Raw genomic sequence first — 18,006 nt, 5'->3', positions numbered from 1 at the left:
GGGCGTAACGCGCGCCGGGGCGCGGCGGTGCCGCGCTACCTGAGAGCCGCCGGCAGCACCAGCGCGATGGATGGCCAGAGGCAGAGCAGTGCCACCGTCGCCAGCATCGCGCCCAGGAAGGGCATCGCGCCGGCCGCGATGGTGCGGATCGGGACGCCCTTGCCGATGCCCTGCAGCACGAAGAGGTTCATCCCGACCGGCGGAGTGATGAGCCCGACCTCCGCCATGATCACCAGGATCACGCCCATCCAGATCGGGTCGAAGCCCAGCGACTGCGACAGCGGGAAGACCACCGGCAGCGTCAGCACCAGCATGGAGATGGAATCGAGGAACATGCCGAGGATGACGTAGACGGCCACGATCAGCAGGAAGACCACCCAGCGGTCCAGCCCCGCGACCGCCGCCAGCGACATCACCTGCTGCGACACCTTCAGGAAGTCGAAGCCGTAGGTGATGATGTTGGCGCCGACGACGATCAGGAAGATGAAGGAGGTGACGACCACCGTCTCCACCAGGCAGGCCCACAGCATCGCGCGGCCCAGCCTGCCGCGCAGGGCGCAGGCCAGCAGCGCCGCCGCCGCGCCCACCGCCCCCGTCTCCGACGCGGTGGCGATGCCGGCGTAGAGCGAGGTGATGACCATCGCGATCAGCAGCAGCACGAGCGCGGAATCGACCAGCCCCGCACGTCTCAGCGGCGGCTGCTGCGCGCGCGTCAGCCGCGGCGCGGCGCCCGGCCGCAGCCAGGCCCAGCCCAGGATGACGGCCATGAACAGCCCCATCATCAGCAGCCCCGGCAGGATGCCGGCCAGGAACAGCTCCACGATCGAGACGCCGACGGTGGTCGCGTAGATGATCATCGGCACGCTCGGCGGGATCAGGATGCCGAGCGTGCCGCCCGCCGCGACCGACCCGTAGGCGAGCGCCGGGCTGTAGCCGCGCCGCGTCATCTCCGGGCAGGCGACGGACCCGACCGTGGCGGCGGTGGCGACGGAGGAGCCGGAGACGGCCGCGAAGATGCCGCAGCCCGCGGTGGCCGCATGCGCCAGCCCCCCCGGCAGCGGCGCCAGCAGCTTCGCCATCACCACGAACAGCTCGTCCGACAGCCGCGACCGCACCAGCAGCGCCCCCATCAGCACATAGAGCGGCACGGCGGTGAGCGAGAAGGAATTGACCCCCGACCAGGTGCGTTCCGCGATGGTCATCGGGAAGGGCGCGGGCAGCAGCAGGTAGATCGCCAGGATGCCGACGACGGCCAGCGCGAAGGCGATCCGCAGCCCGATGGCCAGGAACACCGCGATGGCGGCGAACAGCAGCAGCGTCACCGTCCCCGCGCCGAGGTCGCGCCCCAGCGCGAAGGTCGCGATCCCGCCGAGCAGGATCGCCGCCGTCAGCAGCCCCGCGCGGACCCCGCCGAGGAAGGCGCCGCCCAGCACCACGGCCAGCGCCAGCAGGCTGCCCAGGTCGATGCGGCCGAGGCCGGAGTCCGGCACGTCCCGCCCGAAGGCCAGCAGCAGCAGGGCCAGCGCGGCGACCAGCCCATGGGGCAGGATGCGCCGCCAGGCCGAGACGCCGGCCGAAAGCCGCTCGATCTCCACCAGCAGCGCCAGGACCAGCCCGCCGAGGCCGATGGCGATGGGCAGCTTCGGCATCCAGGTCGGCGTCAGCAGCAGCGAGAAGACGCGCGCCCCGTTCTCGTAGTCCGAGACGACCATCAGCGCCGACTGCCAGGCGGCCAGCAGCACGACCAGCAGCCCGACCCAGGCGGTCGCAAGCTCCAGGTCGCGACGCGGGCCGGGCCGCAGCATGTTCAGCACCAGCTCCACCCGGACATTCGCATCCGCCAGATGCGCCCAGCCCGCGCCGAGGAAGATGGTGGCGATCAGGAAGTAGGTGCTCAGCTCCGTCGCCCAGACGGTCGGCGCATTGAACAGGTAGCGCACCACCACGTCCCAGACGGTGGAGGCCGTCATCGCCGCCACGCCGAGCGCGGCGACGACCAGGAGGATCCGCGCGACCGCCGTCGCGGCGCGTTCCGCCGCGGATGCCGCGGCAGGCTGTGACGACATCCGGGGTCGCTCCGTCTCTCGCGCTTGACAGGCCGTGGCGGCGAGCGTGAAGATTTGTCCGGACAATGACAAGGGGGAGAGCGTGATGCGCAGGATGGCGCCGACCCGCCGGCAGGTGCTGGCCCTTTCCCTCGCCGCGGGCGGGACGCTCGGCGCCCCGGGCCTCGTCCGCGCGCAGGCGTCGGTCCGCTGGAACATCGGCTTCGTGAACGCCACCGGGAGTTCGTACGTGGAGACGCTGCGCCCGGTGCCGCAGCGCATCGCGCAGGCCACCGGCGGGCGCCTGACGATCGAGCTGTACGACACGCTGGTCGCCGGCCCCGAACAGCCCGCGGCGGTGCGGGACGGCAGGCTCGACGGCAGCTTCGCCGTCACGCCCTGGCTGAGCGCCGAGGCGCCCTACATGAATTTCGGCCACCTGCCCGGCCTGCTGACCGATGTGGCGCAGTACCAGCGCATGCTCGACCCGCTGCTGAGGGAGGAGATGTCGGCGGTCTGGCGCGGCCGATACCGCAGCATCCACCTCGCCACCGGGGTGTTCGAGGACCAGTGCATCATCTCCCGCGCGCCGCTGCGCGTGGTGGGCGACTTCAACGGGAAGAAGGTCCGCGTCCACAACACCGAGGCGGGCGCGCTGATGCAGCGGCTGGGCGCGGCGCCGACGCCGGTGCCCTTCGGCGAGATCGTGCCAGCGCTGCAGCGCGGCATCGTGGACCTGGTGATGACCTCGGTCGGCACCGCCGGCGGCTTCGGCTTCCACAACGTGGCGCAGCACTTCTCCACCTGGCGGATCGGCACCATCGTGCCCTGGTCGCTGGTGGTGAACCAGAATGTCTGGAACCGCCTGCCGGATGCGCTGAAGCCGGTGGTGCAGGCGGAATTCCGCAAGGTGGAGGACGAGCACTTCGCCAACCACGCGCCGTTCAGCGCGGCTGCGATCGCGCGGCTCACCGCCTCCGGCATGCAGCACTACGTGGCGCCGCCCGAGGAACTCGCGCGGCTCTTCGCGCAGCCGAACGTGGAAGCGGTGTTCGACAACTGGTACCAGCGCTGCGAACGCGCCGGCAACGACGGCCGCGCGCTGGTGCGCCGGATCGAGGAGCTGAAGGCGCGCGGATGACCGATCAGCTGATGGCGGCCGGCCTCTCCATGCTGGAGACGGCCGGGACGGAGGCGCTGGACGCGGCAGGGCCGGAGGAGGCGATGGCCGCGCTCGCGCGCGGCTGCCACGGCCTGCTCGGCGACCGCGACGCGCATCTGACGCCGGGCGCGCTGAAGCCGGGGGAGCGGCAGTATTTCGTCGCCGGCGCCTTCTTCGTCACGCCCGACCGGCGCCACCACATGCTGGTCGGCAGCATCGGCTTCCCGCCGGAGCAGCGGCGGCTGATGGTGCCGATCGACGGCGGCCATCCGGGCTGGGTTTACGCCAACCGCAGCAAGCTGCTGCTGGAGAACACGGACGACCACGGCACCTTCCGGCAGTACCTGAAGACGTCGCGCATGGGGTCCACCATCTTCGCGCCGATCATGTGGAGGGGCGAGTTCCACGGCCAGCTCATCATGGCGGCGCAGGCGCGCTGGACGATGCGGAAGGCGGACCTGGCGATCCTGGTCGCGGCGTCGCGCATCGCGGCGGGCTGCTGGATCGCCCATGGCGGGCCGGCCTGGCTGGCCGCCAATGCCGACCCGCCGGATGCCTTCCGCGTGGACCGCGAAGGGCTGGACGGGCCGGGCTGAAGCCGCGCGCGGCTACCTGACCTCGGTCAGGAAGGCGCGCAGCTCCTCCGCCCAGAAGCGGGCATTGCCGGTGGTGCCGTGGCCGAGCGTCTCGGCGCTCGCCGGGATCAGCAGCAGCCGCCCGCGCGGGATGCGCGCCATCGCCGCCTGCATCAGCCCGGTCTCGGGCGGGTTGCGTTCGTCATCGGCGGCGTTGATCGCCAGCACGGCGGCCTTGATGGCGTCCAGCCGCGGCGCCGGGTTGTAGTCGCGCGAGCTGTCCCATTGCCAGATGAAGTCGTTGGCATCCGCCGGCGGCGCCGCATTGATGCGCTGTTCCACCAGCCGGTCGGCGGCGGCGCGGGTGGCGGCGATGGACTGCAGGTTCAGCGTGCCGCCATTCGTCGCTGTCGCGTAGAACACGTTGGCCGTCCGCAGCGAGGGCGGCTGTTCGGCGTAGTTGCCGTCGCGATAGGCGGGGTCGCGGCGGATGCTTTCCACCATCAGCCGGCGCAGCATCCAGTTGCGGGCCGACATCTCGGTGGGCTGGGCCGCCATCGGCACGATGGCGTCCATCATGTCGGGATGCGTCACGCCCCACAGCCAGGCATGCATGCCCCCCATGGAATTGCCGAGCACCAGCCGCAGCCGGCGGATGCCGAGCCCTTCCGTCACCAGGCGCCACTGCGCCAGCACCATGTCGTCGTAGTTGTATCGCGGGAAGGCGGCGCGCAGCCCGTCGGACGGCTTGCTGGACCGCCCCGTGCCGATGGCGTCGGGGATGATGATGAAGTGCCGCGCGGCATCGAGCGGCCGGCCCGGGCCGAACAGCGGGCCCGCGAAGGCCGGCGCCAGCATGTTGGCGGCCGATCCCCCCGTGCCGTGCAGGATCAGCACCGGGATGCCGGACGGATCGCCGAGCGTGGTGTAGCCGATCCGCAGTTCCGCCATCACCTCGCCGGTGTGGAAGCGGAAGTCCCGCGCGATCCAGCTCGCCTCCCGCGGGGTCGGCGCGTCCTGCGCCAGCGCCGGGGCGGCGGCCAGGGCAAGCAGGCTGGCAACCGCGGCACGCCGCGGCATCACGGTTCCCGTCACGCGCGTTCCTCCCCTGAGCCATCGGTCCCGCGGGGGAGCGTAGCGGAGCGATGCATGCCGGCGCCAGCGCCCCCCGGCGGGCCGGGGGGCGCCGCGCGGATCACTCCGGCTTGATGTTGCGCCGGCGGATGAGGTCGCCCCACTTCGCGCGCTCGGCCGCGGCATAGGGGCCGAATTCGGCCACCGTCCCGCCCACCGGGTCGATCGCCAGCGGCTCCAGCCGGGCCTTGGTGGCGGGGGACAGCATGATGCGCCGCATCTCCGCGCCCAGCCTCTCGATGATCGGCGCGGGCGTGCCGGCGGGCGCGAACAGCCCGAAATCGGTGCTGGCGCGGTAGCCGGGGAAGCCCTGCTCCGCGATGGTCGGCACGTCCGGCATCTGCGGGCTGCGCTCCGCGCCCGAGAAGCCGAGCGCGCGCAGCGTGCGGTCGCGCAGGAAGGGGATGGCGGTGACGGAATCGACGAAGGACAGCGTCGTCTCCTTCGCGATCACCGCCTGCACGCCGGCCGCGCCGCTGCGGTAGGAGACGTGCAGCCAGTTCACGCCCGCCATTTCCTGCAGCAGCTCGGGGCCGAGGTGGTTGGCCACCCCCGACCCGGCGGAGGCGAAGCTCAGCCTGCCCGGCGCGGCGCGCGACGCCGCCAGCAGGTCGGCGAGGGTGCGGTGCGGGCTGTCGGGCGCGACGCAGAGGAACATCGCGTTGGTCGCCAGCATGCCGACCGGCGCGAAGGCGTTCTCGTTGTCGTAGGGCAGGCGCTCGAACATCGCGGGCGCCATGGCGAAGGTGCCGTTCGGCACGACGCCCAGCGTGTAGCCGTCCGGCCGTGCGCGGGCGAGGAAGGTCATGCCCACGGTGCCGCTCGCGCCCGCGCGGTTGTCCACCACGAATTGCTGGCCGAGCGCGGTCGAGAGTTCCTGCGAGAGCAGCCGCGCGACGAAGTCGGTGGAGCCGCCGGGGGCGAAGGGGACCATCACCGCCACCGGGCGGCTGGGCCAGGCGCCCTGCGCGGCGGCGCCGCGCGCGCCGAGGGCGCCGAGCGCCGCGGTGCCGGCGAGCATGGTGCGACGGGACAGGATCATATCTGTCTTTCCTCCCTGGGGCGGCCTGGACGCTGCGGCCCGGCACGGCCGATGGTGTTGTCTGGACGCGCGGACAATAATGTTCCGCCTGGTTAGTCACAAGGCCGCCGAGGAGCCCCCATGCCGCCGACCATCCTGCGCGCCGCCGCCGCCTGGACCGCCCGCGACGGCGCCGTGGTGGCGCCGGCGGAGCTGCATGTGGAGGACCGCCGCATCGCCTGGATCGGCCGGCAGGGCGAGCGTCCGGCGCCGGAAGGCGCGGCAGTGATCGACCTCGGCGGCCTCTGGCTGGTGCCGGGCTTCGTGGACGCGCATCTGCACCTCTGGGGCCTCGACCATGCCGAGCCCTCGGCGCTGTGGAACTGGCCCATGGCCTACCGGACGGCGCGCGCGGCGGCGGAACTCCGCGCGCTGCTCGATGGCGGGATCACCGCGGTGCGCTGCTGCGGCGGGCCGCTCGGCCCCTCGCTGGCGCGGGCGGTGCGGGAAGGGGCGCTGCCCGGGCCGCACATCGTCGCGGCGGGGGATTTCGTCTGTTCGCGCGCCGGCACCTGGGACCAGGCGCTCTGGCCCCTCGAATGGGTCGAGCGGCTCGGCATCCTCGCCGACGGGCCGGAGGAGATCCGCCGCCGCGTGCGCGAGAGGCTGCGCCAGGGCGCGGATTTCCTGAAGGTCGGCGGCTCGGTCGGCGAGCATTCGGACGCGCTGCGCCCCTGGGGCAACGACCCCGCCCGGCTGCGCCTCGCCTGGTCGGATGAGGAACTGCGCGCGGCGGTGGAGGAGGCGCACCGCAACCACCTGCCCGTCGCCACCCATGCGATCGGGGAGGAGGCGGTGCGCCAGGCGCTGGACGCCGGGGTGGACAGCATCGAGCACGGCCACGGCATCGGCGAGGAGACGGCGCGGCGGATGGCCGACCTCGGCACCTGGCTGGTGCCCACCCTGTCGCTGCCGGCGCTGCGCGCGGCGGGTGCGCCGCCCGCCATCGCGATGGGCTGGCGCCGCCACCGCGAGGTGCAGCGACGCTCCATCGAGGTCGCGCTGCGCCACGGCGTGCGCATCGCGGCGGGGACTGACTTCGTGGGGCCACCCATCACCCCGCTCGGCCCCGACGCGATGGAGATGGAATGGCTGGTCGAGGCCGGGATGCCGGCCGAGCAGGCGCTGCTGGCCGGCACCGCGCATGGCGCGGCGGCGATCGGCCTCGGCGCGCGCACGGGGGCGTTGGCGGCGGGGCTGGAAGCCGACATCCTCGGCCTGCCCGGCGACCCGCGGCGCGACATCTCCCTGGTGCGGCGGGTCGCTTTCGTGATGCGGGGCGGGGCGGTTTGGCGCGGGGTGCCGGCGGCCGGCTGAACCCCGCGCCATGCCGCGCTACGCGATCACCGAGATCTCCGCGCCGTTGAACCCGGCCACCGCGGCCGCGAAGACGACCAGCCGCTGCGCCGCGAGCGCGCCGGTGCCGTCCGCGTCCCACCAGAGCGTGAGGGCGTCCGTCTCGTAGATGAACTGCCCGGTGCCGGCCGGGCCCATGGCCAGCCCCGTCAGGTTGGCCACGAAGCGCCCCGGCGTGTTGAGGTCCATCCCCGGCGCCAGCCCGCCGCCGAAGCCCGCGGCGCTGACCGCGAGCTGCTCGAAGCGCGCCACGTAGTCGGTGAGGAGGTCGCCCCCTTCCGCCGCATTGCGGAGGAGGAAGATGTCGTCGCTGGGGCCGCCGGCCAGCGTGTCCGCGCCGGCCCCGCCGACCAGCGTGTCCGCGCCGTTCCCGCCCGCGATGCTGTCCGCCCCGCCCGCGCCGTCCAGCCGGTTCGCCAGCGCATTGCCGATCAGGACATTGGCCAGGCCGTTGCCGGTGCCGTCGATCGCCGATCCGCCGGTCAGGCTCAGGTTCTCGACATTCGCGCCCAGCACGGCGGTCACCAGGCTCACCACCAGGTCGGTGCCGCCGTCCAGCCCCTCGACGATCGTGTCGGCGTCGGCGAGCGAATACGTGTCGTTGCCGGCGCCGCCATCCAGCCGGTCCAGCCCTGCGCCGCCCACCAGGCTGTCATTCCCATCGCCCGCGCGCAGCCAGTCGTCGCCCGCGCCGCCGGACAGCGTGTCATCGCCGGCCAGCCCGTGCAGGCGGTTGGCCAGCGTGTTGCCGATGACGAGGTTGTCGCGCGCATTGCCGATGCCGTTCGTCATCTCGGTGCCGGCAAGCTGCAGCACCTCGACATGGTCCATCGTCTCGATGCTGAAGTTGGTGAGCGCGACCACGGTGTCCTGCCCGCCGCCTTCCAGCTCCACGATCCGGTCGAGGTTGTCCACGCGGTAGGAGTCGTTGCCGGCGCCGCCGACCAGCGTGTCGGCGCCGCCGTTCCCCACCAGGGCGTTCGGCGCATCGTTGCCGATGATGAGGTTGCCGAGGGTGTTGCCGGTGCCGCCGATGGAATCGGCGCCGGTCAGGACCAGCGTCTCGATGTTCGGGGCGAGCAGGATGGAGACGGAGGCGAAGACGGTGTCCGCGCCGCCGCCCACGGCTTCCAGGATCGCGTCGCCCAGCCCGAAGGCATAGGCGTCGTCGCCCGCGCCGCCGACGAGGCTGTCCGCCCCCGCGCCGCCGTCCAGGCTGTCCGCGCCGTCCTCGCCCAGCAGCGTGTCGTGGTCGAGGCCACCGAGCAGCGTGTCCGCGCCCGCGCCGCCGGACAGGCGGTCGCGCCCGGCGAGGCCGTCCACCATGTCCGGGCCGGGCGTGCCGGGCAGCGTGTCCGCGCCGGACGTGGGGCCGGTGGGTGGCGTGTCGTCGTCCAGGATCGTGACCGTCGCCAGGGCGATGGCGATGGACGCGCCGGCCGCGTCCGACAGCGTGACGGCGAAGGCCTCGTCCGCCTCGCGCAGCGCGTCGCCGGCGAAGGTGATGGTGATGGTCGCGGTCGTCTGCCCCGCCGCGAACTCGACGGTGCCGGACGGCAGCGCGCCGCCGGGGAAGTCGGCCGCGCCCGCGCCGGCCGCGCCGCCGCCCGTCACCGCGAAGGCGACGGAGGCGGTGCCGCTGGCATCGCCGGTCCGCGTCACCGTGAAGGCCACGGGCGTGTCGCCGCCGGTGCCTTCCCGCACCGGCAGGGCGGGCCCGGAAATCGACAGCGCCGCGTCGTCGTTGCGGATCGTCGCGGCCGCGGTGCCGTTGCCGATCGTCAGGTTCGCGGTCGGGTTCGACAGCACCAGCGCGAAGGTCTCGTCGGGCTCGACATCGGTGTCGCCCGCGATGGTGACGGTGACCGTCGCGCTCGTCTGTCCGGCGGCGAAGGTGACGGTGCCGGCGGGCAGCGCGCCGCCCGCGAAATCCGCGGCACCTGCGGCGCTGCCGGCGGCCACGGACCACTCCGCCCAGGCGGCCTCGGCCGCAGGGCCCGCCCGCGTGACGGTGAAGGTCACATCCGTCCAGCCGGCATCGCCTTCCTCGACCGGCGCCGCCGGCCCGGCGATGGAGAGCGAGGCCGGCGGCAGCGCGAGGTCGCGGAGGAGGATGTCGCCGACCCCGTTGGTGTCGCCCGGCGTCAGGTTGCCCGCCCGGCCGGTGAAGGCGATGCGCAACCCGTCCGGGGAGAAGGCGATGCCGCCGGACGGGAAATCCAGCGCCAGGTCATCGCCCTGCAGCCCGTCCGCGGTCGCGGAGGCGCGCGTCACCGCCCCGGTGGCGAGGTCCTTCACGAAGACATCGACCTTGGCGTTGGTGTCCCCTTCCACCAGGTTGGTCGCCCAGCTGAGGAAGGCCAGCTTCCCGCCGTCGGGCGAGAAGACCGGCCCGTAGGAGGCGCTGTTCGCCTGTCCGCCCGCCGCGGTGGTGGACACGCGCGTGACCGCGCCGCTGAGCAGGTCCTTCACGAAGATGTCGTGGATGCCGTTGGTGTCGCCGGGGACGAGGTTGGTGAAGGAACCCTCGAAGGCCAGCTTCGTCCCGTCGGGCGAGAAGGCGGACCGGGCCGTGCCGTTGCCCGCGATGTTGCCATTCGCCTGCGCCCCGGTGGCGGTGGTGGAGACGCGGGTGACGACCCCCGTCACCAAGTCCTTCACGAAGAAGTCGACCGAACCGTTCGTGTCGCCCGCCACCAGGTTCGTCGCGCTGCTCGCGAAGGCGATCCGGGTGCCGTCGGGCGACAGCACGGGGTGGAAGGACGCGCCGTTGGCCTGCGCCCCCGCGCCCGTGGTCGAGACGCGGGTGACCACGCCCGTGTCCAGCCGGGCCAGGAAGATGTCGGCGCGCGCATTGGTGTCGCCGATGATGAGGTTCTCGGATTCGGAGGCGAAGGCCAGCAGCCGCCCGTCGCCCGAGAAGGAAGGCGAGCTGAGGCCCGAGGATCCCCGCATCCCGTCGGGGGTCACCTCGCGCGAGACCAGCGTCACGGCACCTGTGGCGAGGTCCTTGACGAAGACGTCGACGACGCCGTTGTCGCCCGCCACCAGGTTCGACGCGGCGCTGGCGAAGGCCACCCTGCCGCCGTCCGGCGAGAAGACGGGGTAGATCGACAGCTCGTTCCCGCCCTCCCCAGTGGCCGAGGTTGAGACGCGGGTCACCGCGCCGGTGTCGAGGTCCTTGAGGAAGATGTCGGTGCGGCGGTTGAAGTCGCCGGGGACGAGGTTCGTCGCATCGCTCTGGAACAGCACGCGGCGCCCGTCCGGGGAGAAGGAGGGCGCCGCCGAGGCGCCGTCGGCCTGCGCGCCGTCGGCGGCGGTGGAGACGCGGAGCAGGTCGCCGGGCGGCGTCTCCGCATCGTCGTTCCTGATGACGACGATGTCCGACCGGGCCAGCGTCGCGGTGCCGGCGCTGTTCCGCACCTCGAGGATGAAGCCTTCGTCCGGCTCGTGGAAGGGATCGCCCGCGACCTCGACCGTGACGGTCGTGGCGGCCTGCCCGGCCGCCAGGCTGATGGTGCCCGAGAGGCGCCCGGTGATCGGGGCGAGGTCGGGCTGCACGAGCGGGAAGGTGCCCTCGTAGGACAGCCGCCAGGATGCGGCGAAGGCGGTGGAGATGTCGCCCGCCCGCGTGACGGTGAAGGTCACGGGCGTGGCGCCGGCATCGCCTTCCTCCACCGGCCCGGCGGGGCCGGTGACGAACAGGCCCGCATCGTCGTTGCGGATCGTGGCGGCCGCGCTCGCCATGCCGAAGGCGATTCCCGGCGAGGGATCGGAAAGCGTGACGGTGAAGGCCTCGTCCGGTTCCGCCACCGTGTTCCCGGCGACGTTCACGGTGATGGTCGCGCTGCCCTGGCCGGCGGCGAAGCTCACCGTGCCGGCCGGCAGGACGCCGCCGGTGAAGTCCGCCGCGGTCGCGCCGCCGCCGGTCACCGCCCAGGCGGCGCTGGCCGCGCCGGACAGGTCGCCGCCGCGCGTGACGGTGAAGGTGACCGGCGTGCTGCCAGTGTTGCCCTCCGTCACCGGCGCGGCCGGGCTGGCGATGGACAGCACCGCATCGTCGTTGCGGATCGTGGCGGCCGCGCTGGCGGTGCCGAGCGTGGCGCCCGCGGGGTCGGACAGCGTGACGGTGAAGCCCTCGTCCGGCTCCAGCACCGCATCCGCCGCAAGCTCCACCGTGATGGTCGCGCTGGCCTGGCCGGCGGCAAAGGCCACCGTGCCGCCCGGCAGGACGCCGCCCGCGAAGTCCGCCGCGCCGGCGCCCTGGCCGGTCACGGCCCAGGCGGCCGAGGCCGCGCCGCTGGTGTCGCCCGTGCGGGTGACGGTGAAGGTCACGGGCGTGCTGCCGGACTGCCCTTCCGCCACCGGAGCGGCCGGCCCGGCGAGGGAGAGGGTCGCATCGTCGTTGCGGATGGTGGCGCCCGCGCTGGCCGCGGCGCCGCCGCCCGCGACACTGAAGGAGAAGGCCTCGTCGCCCTCGGTCACCGTGTCGCCGGCCACCTCGACCGTGACCGTCGCGCTGGACTGGCCGGCGGCGAAGGCCACGGTGCCGCCCGGCAGCACGCCGCCCGCGAAATCCGCGGCATCGACGCCGCCACCGACCGTCCAGGTCGCGGTGACCGGGGCCGAGAGGTCGCCGCCGCGGGTGATGGTGAAGGTGACGGGCGTGGTGCCCGAATTGCCTTCCGCCACCGGCGCGGCGGGGCCGGCGACGGTGAAGCTGGCATCGTCGTTGCGGATCGTGCCGGATGCCGCGGCGGTCGCCAGCGTGACCCCGGTGGAGGGGTTCGAGAGGGTGACGGTGAAGCCTTCGTCGCCTTCCGGCGTGACGTCGCCCGCGATGTTGACGGTGATGGTCGCGCTGGCCTGGCCGGCGACGAAGCTGACCGTGCCGGCCGGCAGCACCCCGCCCGCGAAATCCGCCGCGGTCGCGCCGCTGCCCGTGACCGCCCAGGCGGCGGAGGCGGTGGCCGAGACGTCGCCCGCCCGCGTGACGGTGAAGGTCGCGGGCGTGCTGCCGGAATTGCCTTCGGCCACCGGCAGCGCGGGGCCGGCGATGGACAGCGTCGCGTCGTCGTTGCGGATGGTCGCCGTGCCGGTCGCCGTGCCGAGCGACGCGCCGACGGGGTTGGACAGCGTGACGGCGAAGGTCTCGTCCGGTTCCAGCGCCGAATCGCCGGCGATGTTGACGGTGATGGTGGCGCTGGCCTGGCCGGCGGCGAAGCTGACCGTGCCAGTGGGCAGCACGCCACCGGCGAAGTCGGCCGCGTTCGCCCCGCTACCGGTCACCGCCCAGGCGGCGCTGGCGGTGCCGGCGGTGTTGCCGCCGCGGGTGACGGTGAAGGCCACGGCCTTGGTGCCGGAATGCCCCTCCACCACCCCGGCCGCGACATCGGCGATCGAGAGGAAGGCGTCGTCGTTGCGGATCGTGGCGGCCGCGCTGGTGGTGCCGCCGGGGCCGGTGACGCTGAGGGTGAAGCCCTCATCCGGCTCGAAGGTGGTGTCGCCGGCCAGGCCCAGGGTGATGGTGGCGCTGGTCTGGCCGGCGGCGAAGGCCAGCGTCCCGGCCGGCAGCGCGCCGCCTGCAAAATCCGCGTCGGAAGCGGGGTTGGCGCCGCTGCCCGCGACGCTCCACGCCACGGTCCCGGCGGCGGAGGTGTCGCCGCTGCGCGTGACGGTGAAGCTGGCCGCCGTGCTGCCCGCATTGCCTTCCGTCACCGGGGAGGCCGGGCCGGTGACCGTGAAGGCGGCGTCGTCGTTGCGGATGCTGGTCGTGGCGCTCGCCATCGCCAGGGTGGCGCCCGCGGCGCCGGACAGGGTGACGGTGAAGCCCTCGTTCGGCTCCACCTCCGTGTCGCCGGCGATGTCCAGCGTGATCGTCGCGCTGGACTGGCCGGGCGCGAAGACGACGGCGCCGGAGGGCAGAACGCCGCCCGCGAAGTCGGCCGCATTCGCCACGGCGGTGCCGCTGCCCGTGACCGCCCAATTGGCCGAGGCGGCGCCCCCGGTGTCCCCCGTGCGGGTGACGGTGAAGGTCACCGGCGTGGTGCCGGCCTGGCCTTCCGCGACGCTCGCGCCCGGGCCGGCGATGGACAGCGTCGCGTCGTCGTTGCGGATGGTGGCCGTGGCTGTGGCGGTCGAGATCACCGCGCCGACCGGGCTGGACAGCGTGACGGTGAAGGCCTCGTCCGCTTCCAGCGCCGTGTCGGCGGCGAGGTTGACGGTGATGGTGGCGCTGGCCTGCCCGGCGGCGAAGCTGACCGTGCCGGTCGGCAGCACGCCGCCGGCGAAGTCCGCGGCCGCGGCACCGGTCCCCGTCACCGTCCAGCGCGCGGTGGCGGTGCCGCTCGTGTCCCCCGCGCGGGTGACGGTGAAGGCCACGGGCGTGGTGCCGGCATTGCCCTCCGCCACCGGCGCGGCGGGGCCGGCGATGGACAGGCCCGCATCGTCGTTGCGGATCGTGGCGGATGCGGCCGCGGCCAGCAGCGTGGCGCCGACGGGGTTGGACAGCGTGACGGCGAAGGCCTCGTCCGCCTCCACCGCCGTGTCGCCGGCGATGTTGACGGTGATGGTGGCGCTGGCCTGGCCGGCGACGAAGCTGACCGTGCCGGCCGGCAGCGTGCCGCCCGTGAAGTCGGCCGCATTCGCCGCATCGGGACTGCTGCCCGCCACGGACCACCCGACCGACCCCGCGCGGGACAGGTCGCCCGTGCGGGTGACGGTGAAGGTTGCCGCCGCGCTGCCGCTGCTGCCTTCCGCCACCGGCGCGGCGGGGCCGGCGATGGACAGGCCCGCATCGTCGTTGCGGATCGTCGCCGTCGCTCCGGCCGGTGCCGCGACCGCGCCGGTGGCGTCGGACAGCGTGACGGTGAAGGCCTCGTCCGCTTCCAGCGCCGTGTCGGCGGCGAGGGTGACGGTGATGGTGGCGCTGGCCTGCCCGGTGGCGAAGCTGACGGTGCCGCCCGGCAGCACGCCGCCGGCGAAGTCCTCCGCCGTGGCGGTGCCGCCCGTGACGCCCCAGCTCGCGCCCGCGGTGCCGCGCAGGTCGCCGGTGCGGGTGACGGTGAAGGTGACGGGCGTGGTCCCGGCGCTGCCTTCCGCCACGCTGCCGCCGCCCGCGAGGGTCAGCAGCGCGTCGTCGTTGCGTATCGTGGCCAGGGCGCGCGCCACGCCCAGCACGGCGCCGCTCGGGGCGGAAAGCGCCACGGCGAAGCCCTCGTCGCCTTCCAGGTCCCGGTCGCCCGCGACCTCGACCGTGATGGTCGCGCTGGACTGGCCGGCGGCGAAGCTGACGGTGCCGCCCGGCAGCACGCCGCCCGCGAAATCCGATGCGGTCGCGCCGGCGCCGGTGACGTTCCACGCCACGCTGGCCGCCGCGCCGGCATCGCCCGTACGGGTGACGGTGAAGGTCACGGGCGTCGCGCCGGACTGCCCTTCCTCCACCGGCGCGGCCGGGCCGGCGATGTAGAGCCCGCCCTGCAGCGGGGCGAGCGTGGCGACATAGACCTGCCCCGTCGCGGCCGTGACGCCGGGGACGAGGTTGGCGGCGATGCTGACGAAGGCCAGCGATGTGCCGTCGGGCGAGAAGGACAGCCGGCCGTTGACGCCGCCGGCCGGCGTCTGTTCCTCCGAACTGCGGGAGACCAGGGTAACCGCGCCGGTCGCGAGGTCCTTCACGAACACGTCCCAGTTGCCGTTCGTGTCCCGGGCCACGAGGTTCCCGGCGCCGCTGGTGAAGGCGATGCGCGTGCCATCGGGCGAGAAGACCGGACTTGCGCTGCTGCTGTTCACCTGCCCGCCCGCCGCGTCGGTGGACACGCGCGTGATGGCGCCCGTCGCCAGGTTCTTGACGAAGATGTCCGGCACGCCGTTGGTGTCGCCCGCGACGAGGTTCGACGCGTCGGAGCTGAAGGCCACGAGCGTGCCATCGGGCGAGAAGCTCATCTCCCCGGGCGACCATTGGTTGCCCACCTGCCCGGTCGCGCTGGCGGAGACGAGCGTGACGGCGCCGGTCGCGAGATCCCTCACATAGACGTCGTGCCAGGCATTGGTGTCGGCCGCCACGAGCGCGGCGCCGGTGACGAAGGCGATCTTCCCGCCATCCGGCGAGAAGGCCACGCGCTCCGTCCAGCCGCCCACCGCCTGCCCCGCGGCATTGGCGGTGACGAGGGTGACGGCCCCGGTGCCGAGGTGCTTGACGAAGATGTCCGTGGTGCCGCCGACCGTGTCGCCCGCAACGAGCCCGGGCGCGAAGCTGGCGAAGGCCACCCGGTCGCCGGTCGGGGAGAAGACGATGGACTGGGTATCCCCCACCACCTGCCCGCCGCTTGCCGTGGTGGAGACGCGCGTGATGGCGCCCGTCGTCAGGTCCTTCACGAAGGCATCGGTCGAGGTGTTCGTGTCCCCGGCCACCAGGTCCGGCGAGGCGCTGAGGAAGGCGATGCGCGTGCCGTCCGGGGAGAAGGCGGGCGCGCTGCCGCCATGCATGCCCGCCCGGCCCGCGGCGTCGGTGGACACGCGCGTGACGATGCCCGTCGCCAGGTCCTTGATGAAGACGTCGAGCGCGTTGTTCGTGTCGCCCGGCACCAGGTTCGTGGAACTGCTCTGGAACGCGATGCGCGTTCCGTCCGGGGAGAAGACGGGCGCGACGGACCAAGCATCCCCGGCCACCCCCGCCGCGCTGGAGGAGACGAGCCGCAGCGCGCCGCCCGGGACAACGGGCTGGTCGTCGTTCCGGATCGTCGCCGTCACGCTCGCCACATCCAGGTGGGTGGAGAGCGACAGGCTGGCGATGGTGACGTTGAACGCCTCGTCCGGCCCTGCCAGCAGGTCCCCGGCGATGTCCACCGTGAAGCTCGCGCTGGACTGCCCGGCGGCGAAGGAGACGGTGCCGCCCGGCAGCACCCCGCCCGCGAAGTCGCTGGCCTGCACGCCGAGATTGCCCGCGGACGTGACCCCCCAGGCGACGCTGACGGGGCCGGACAGGTCGCCGCTGCGGGTGATGGTGAAGACGGCGGGCGTCGTGCCGGCATTGCCCTCCTCCACCGGCGCCGCGGGGCCCGAGAGGGTCAGGGCGGACGTCCCCTCCACCAGCGACTTCGCATAGAGGGTGAAGGCCGCCGGCGCGTTGGGGACCAGGTTGGAGGCGGTGCTGTCGAAGGCGACCAGGCGGCCATCCGGCGACAGCGCGGCGCGGCCCATGCTGCCGGTCGCCTCCCCGCCGCCCCCGGCGGTGGACACGCGGGTAATGGCGCCCGTCGCCAGGTTCTTGATGAACAGGTCGGACTGGCCGTTGGTGTCGCCCGCCACGAGGTCGGGCGCCGTGGACAGGAACAGGATGGAGCCGCCATCGGCGGAGAAGGCGGGATTGTAGGATGCCCCGCTCGCCTGCTGCCCGCCGGCACCGGTGGAGACGCGGGTGACGGCACCCGTCGCCAGGTTCTTGATGAACAGGTCCGACTGGAGGTTGGTGTCGCCCGCCACGAGGTTGGTCGCGGAACTGCTGAACGCCAGCAGCCTGCCATCCGGGGAGAAGGCGATGTCGCCGATCGCATCGCTGTCCCCGACCTGGCCGGCCGCGCTGGTGGAGACCAGCTGCACGGCCCCGGTCGCGAGGGTCTTCACATAGACCTGGTAGCGGCCATCGCCGGGGCCGCCGAGATTCGTGGCGGAGCTTGCGAAGGCGACGCGCGTCCCGTCGGGCGAGAGCACGGCGTCGCCGAGGTACCCGTTCGCCCCCACCCCGGTGGCGGTGGCGGAAACGCGCGTGACCACTCCCGTCGCCAGGTTCTTGACGAAGACGTCGGCCGTGTTGTTGGTGTCGCCCGCGACGAGGTTGCTGGCGTCGCTCCTGAACAGCAGGAGCCGGCCATCCGCCGAAAGGCTCGGGGCGTAGGAGTTGCCGTTGGCTTCCCCGCCCGTTGCCGTGGTGGACAGGCGCGTGACGGCGCCGGTCGCCAGGTCCTTCATGAAGATGTCGTTCCAAGGACTGACATCGCTGCCGACGAGGTTCGTCGCGCGGCTGGAGAAGACCACCTTGCCGCCATCCGCGCTGAAGGCCGCGTCGTAGGATTCCCCGTTCCCCTGCCCGCCATCCGCCGCCGTCGAGACGCGCGTGACCACGTTGCTGACCAGGTTCCAGACGAAGACGTCCCAGGTGCCGTTGGTGTCGCCCTCCACCAGGGTGCCGCTGACGTTGGAGAACAGCACGCGCGTGCCGTCGGGCGAGAAGGAGATGCCGTTCATGCCGCCGCCCGCGACGCCGCCATTCAGCGTCGGCACGCGCACCACGGTCCCGTCCGCCTGGCCGGCCGCATTGGTCGAGATGGCGATGGTCATGCGGCAGGGGCTCCATAGGGCTCGGCGGGGTGCGGGGCGCCGGCGCGCACATCCGGCGCCGCCGGCGGCGGCGCAGGTTGGGCTTCGCCCGCGCGGGTCGGATCTGTCGCGTTCAACCCCGGCTCCGGCTGACCAGGACGGCTCCGGGCTCGCGCACCCCGATGATGCGCCGAGCGGAACGTCAACGAATCGTAATCAAACCGGTGATATCATGTCGGCCTGCGCACGGGGAAGACGGCATCGGCGCCCGCTGGCCCCGGACGGAGCCGTGTGCGCCGCTTTGCCCCGCCTCCATTCTGCTCTATGCACCCGCCG

General features: G+C 73.4%; 7 protein-coding genes. 3 read left to right on the top strand and 4 right to left on the bottom strand.

Translation table 11 applies throughout. The annotated features are described in order from the left end of the window. Positions 1-35 precede the first annotated feature (35 nt). Complete coding sequence (locus tag ACK8OX_RS08800) at positions 36-2,066, bottom strand: TRAP transporter large permease subunit (protein ID WP_430663618.1); 2,031 nt, start codon at positions 2,064-2,066, stop codon at positions 36-38. Positions 2,067-2,151: 85 nt separating this feature from the next. Between ACK8OX_RS08800 and ACK8OX_RS08795 the strand changes: the two genes are divergently transcribed. Together ACK8OX_RS08795 and ACK8OX_RS08790 are read left to right on the top strand one after the other, a co-directional pair. Further along, a complete protein-coding gene (locus tag ACK8OX_RS08795) occupies positions 2,152-3,186 on the top strand; it encodes a TRAP transporter substrate-binding protein (protein ID WP_430663617.1) in 1,035 nt (344 codons plus the stop codon). Beyond that, on the top strand, positions 3,183-3,803 hold the full coding sequence (locus ACK8OX_RS08790; protein WP_430663616.1) for a GAF domain-containing protein: 621 nt from the start codon (positions 3,183-3,185) through the stop codon (positions 3,801-3,803). The genes ACK8OX_RS08795 and ACK8OX_RS08790 overlap by 4 nt, the downstream gene beginning before the upstream one ends. A gap of 12 nt (positions 3,804-3,815) precedes the next feature. On the opposite strand, the gene ACK8OX_RS08785 is transcribed toward ACK8OX_RS08790, so the two are convergent. Both ACK8OX_RS08785 and ACK8OX_RS08780 read right to left on the bottom strand, forming a co-directional pair. Further along, entirely contained in the window at positions 3,816-4,877 is a 1,062-nt protein-coding gene (locus tag ACK8OX_RS08785; protein WP_430663615.1) for an alpha/beta fold hydrolase, read from the bottom strand. Positions 4,878-4,977: 100 nt separating this feature from the next. Further along, the gene (locus tag ACK8OX_RS08780) at positions 4,978-5,958 is read right to left on the bottom strand and encodes a Bug family tripartite tricarboxylate transporter substrate binding protein (RefSeq protein ID WP_430663614.1); all 981 of its coding nucleotides are present in this window, start codon (positions 5,956-5,958) and stop codon (positions 4,978-4,980) included. Positions 5,959-6,078: 120 nt separating this feature from the next. Here ACK8OX_RS08780 and ACK8OX_RS08775 point away from each other — a divergent pair, with 120 nt between their 5' ends. After that, a complete protein-coding gene (locus ACK8OX_RS08775; protein WP_430663613.1) occupies positions 6,079-7,314 on the top strand; it encodes an amidohydrolase family protein in 1,236 nt (411 codons plus the stop codon). A gap of 18 nt (positions 7,315-7,332) precedes the next feature. Here ACK8OX_RS08775 and ACK8OX_RS08770 read toward each other — a convergent pair whose 3' ends face one another. Beyond that, positions 7,333-17,691, bottom strand: coding sequence for a Calx-beta domain-containing protein (locus tag ACK8OX_RS08770; RefSeq protein ID WP_430663612.1), 10,359 nt, complete (start codon positions 17,689-17,691; stop codon positions 7,333-7,335). Between the last annotated feature and the right edge of the window lie 315 nt (positions 17,692-18,006).

Origin of the sequence: Falsiroseomonas sp. CW058 (genome assembly GCF_050563535.1) — a bacterium.
GTDB lineage: Bacteria > Pseudomonadota > Alphaproteobacteria > Acetobacterales > Acetobacteraceae > Falsiroseomonas.
Note: the sequence above shows the minus strand (reverse complement) of the source record. Positions and strands in the feature narration are given on the sequence as shown.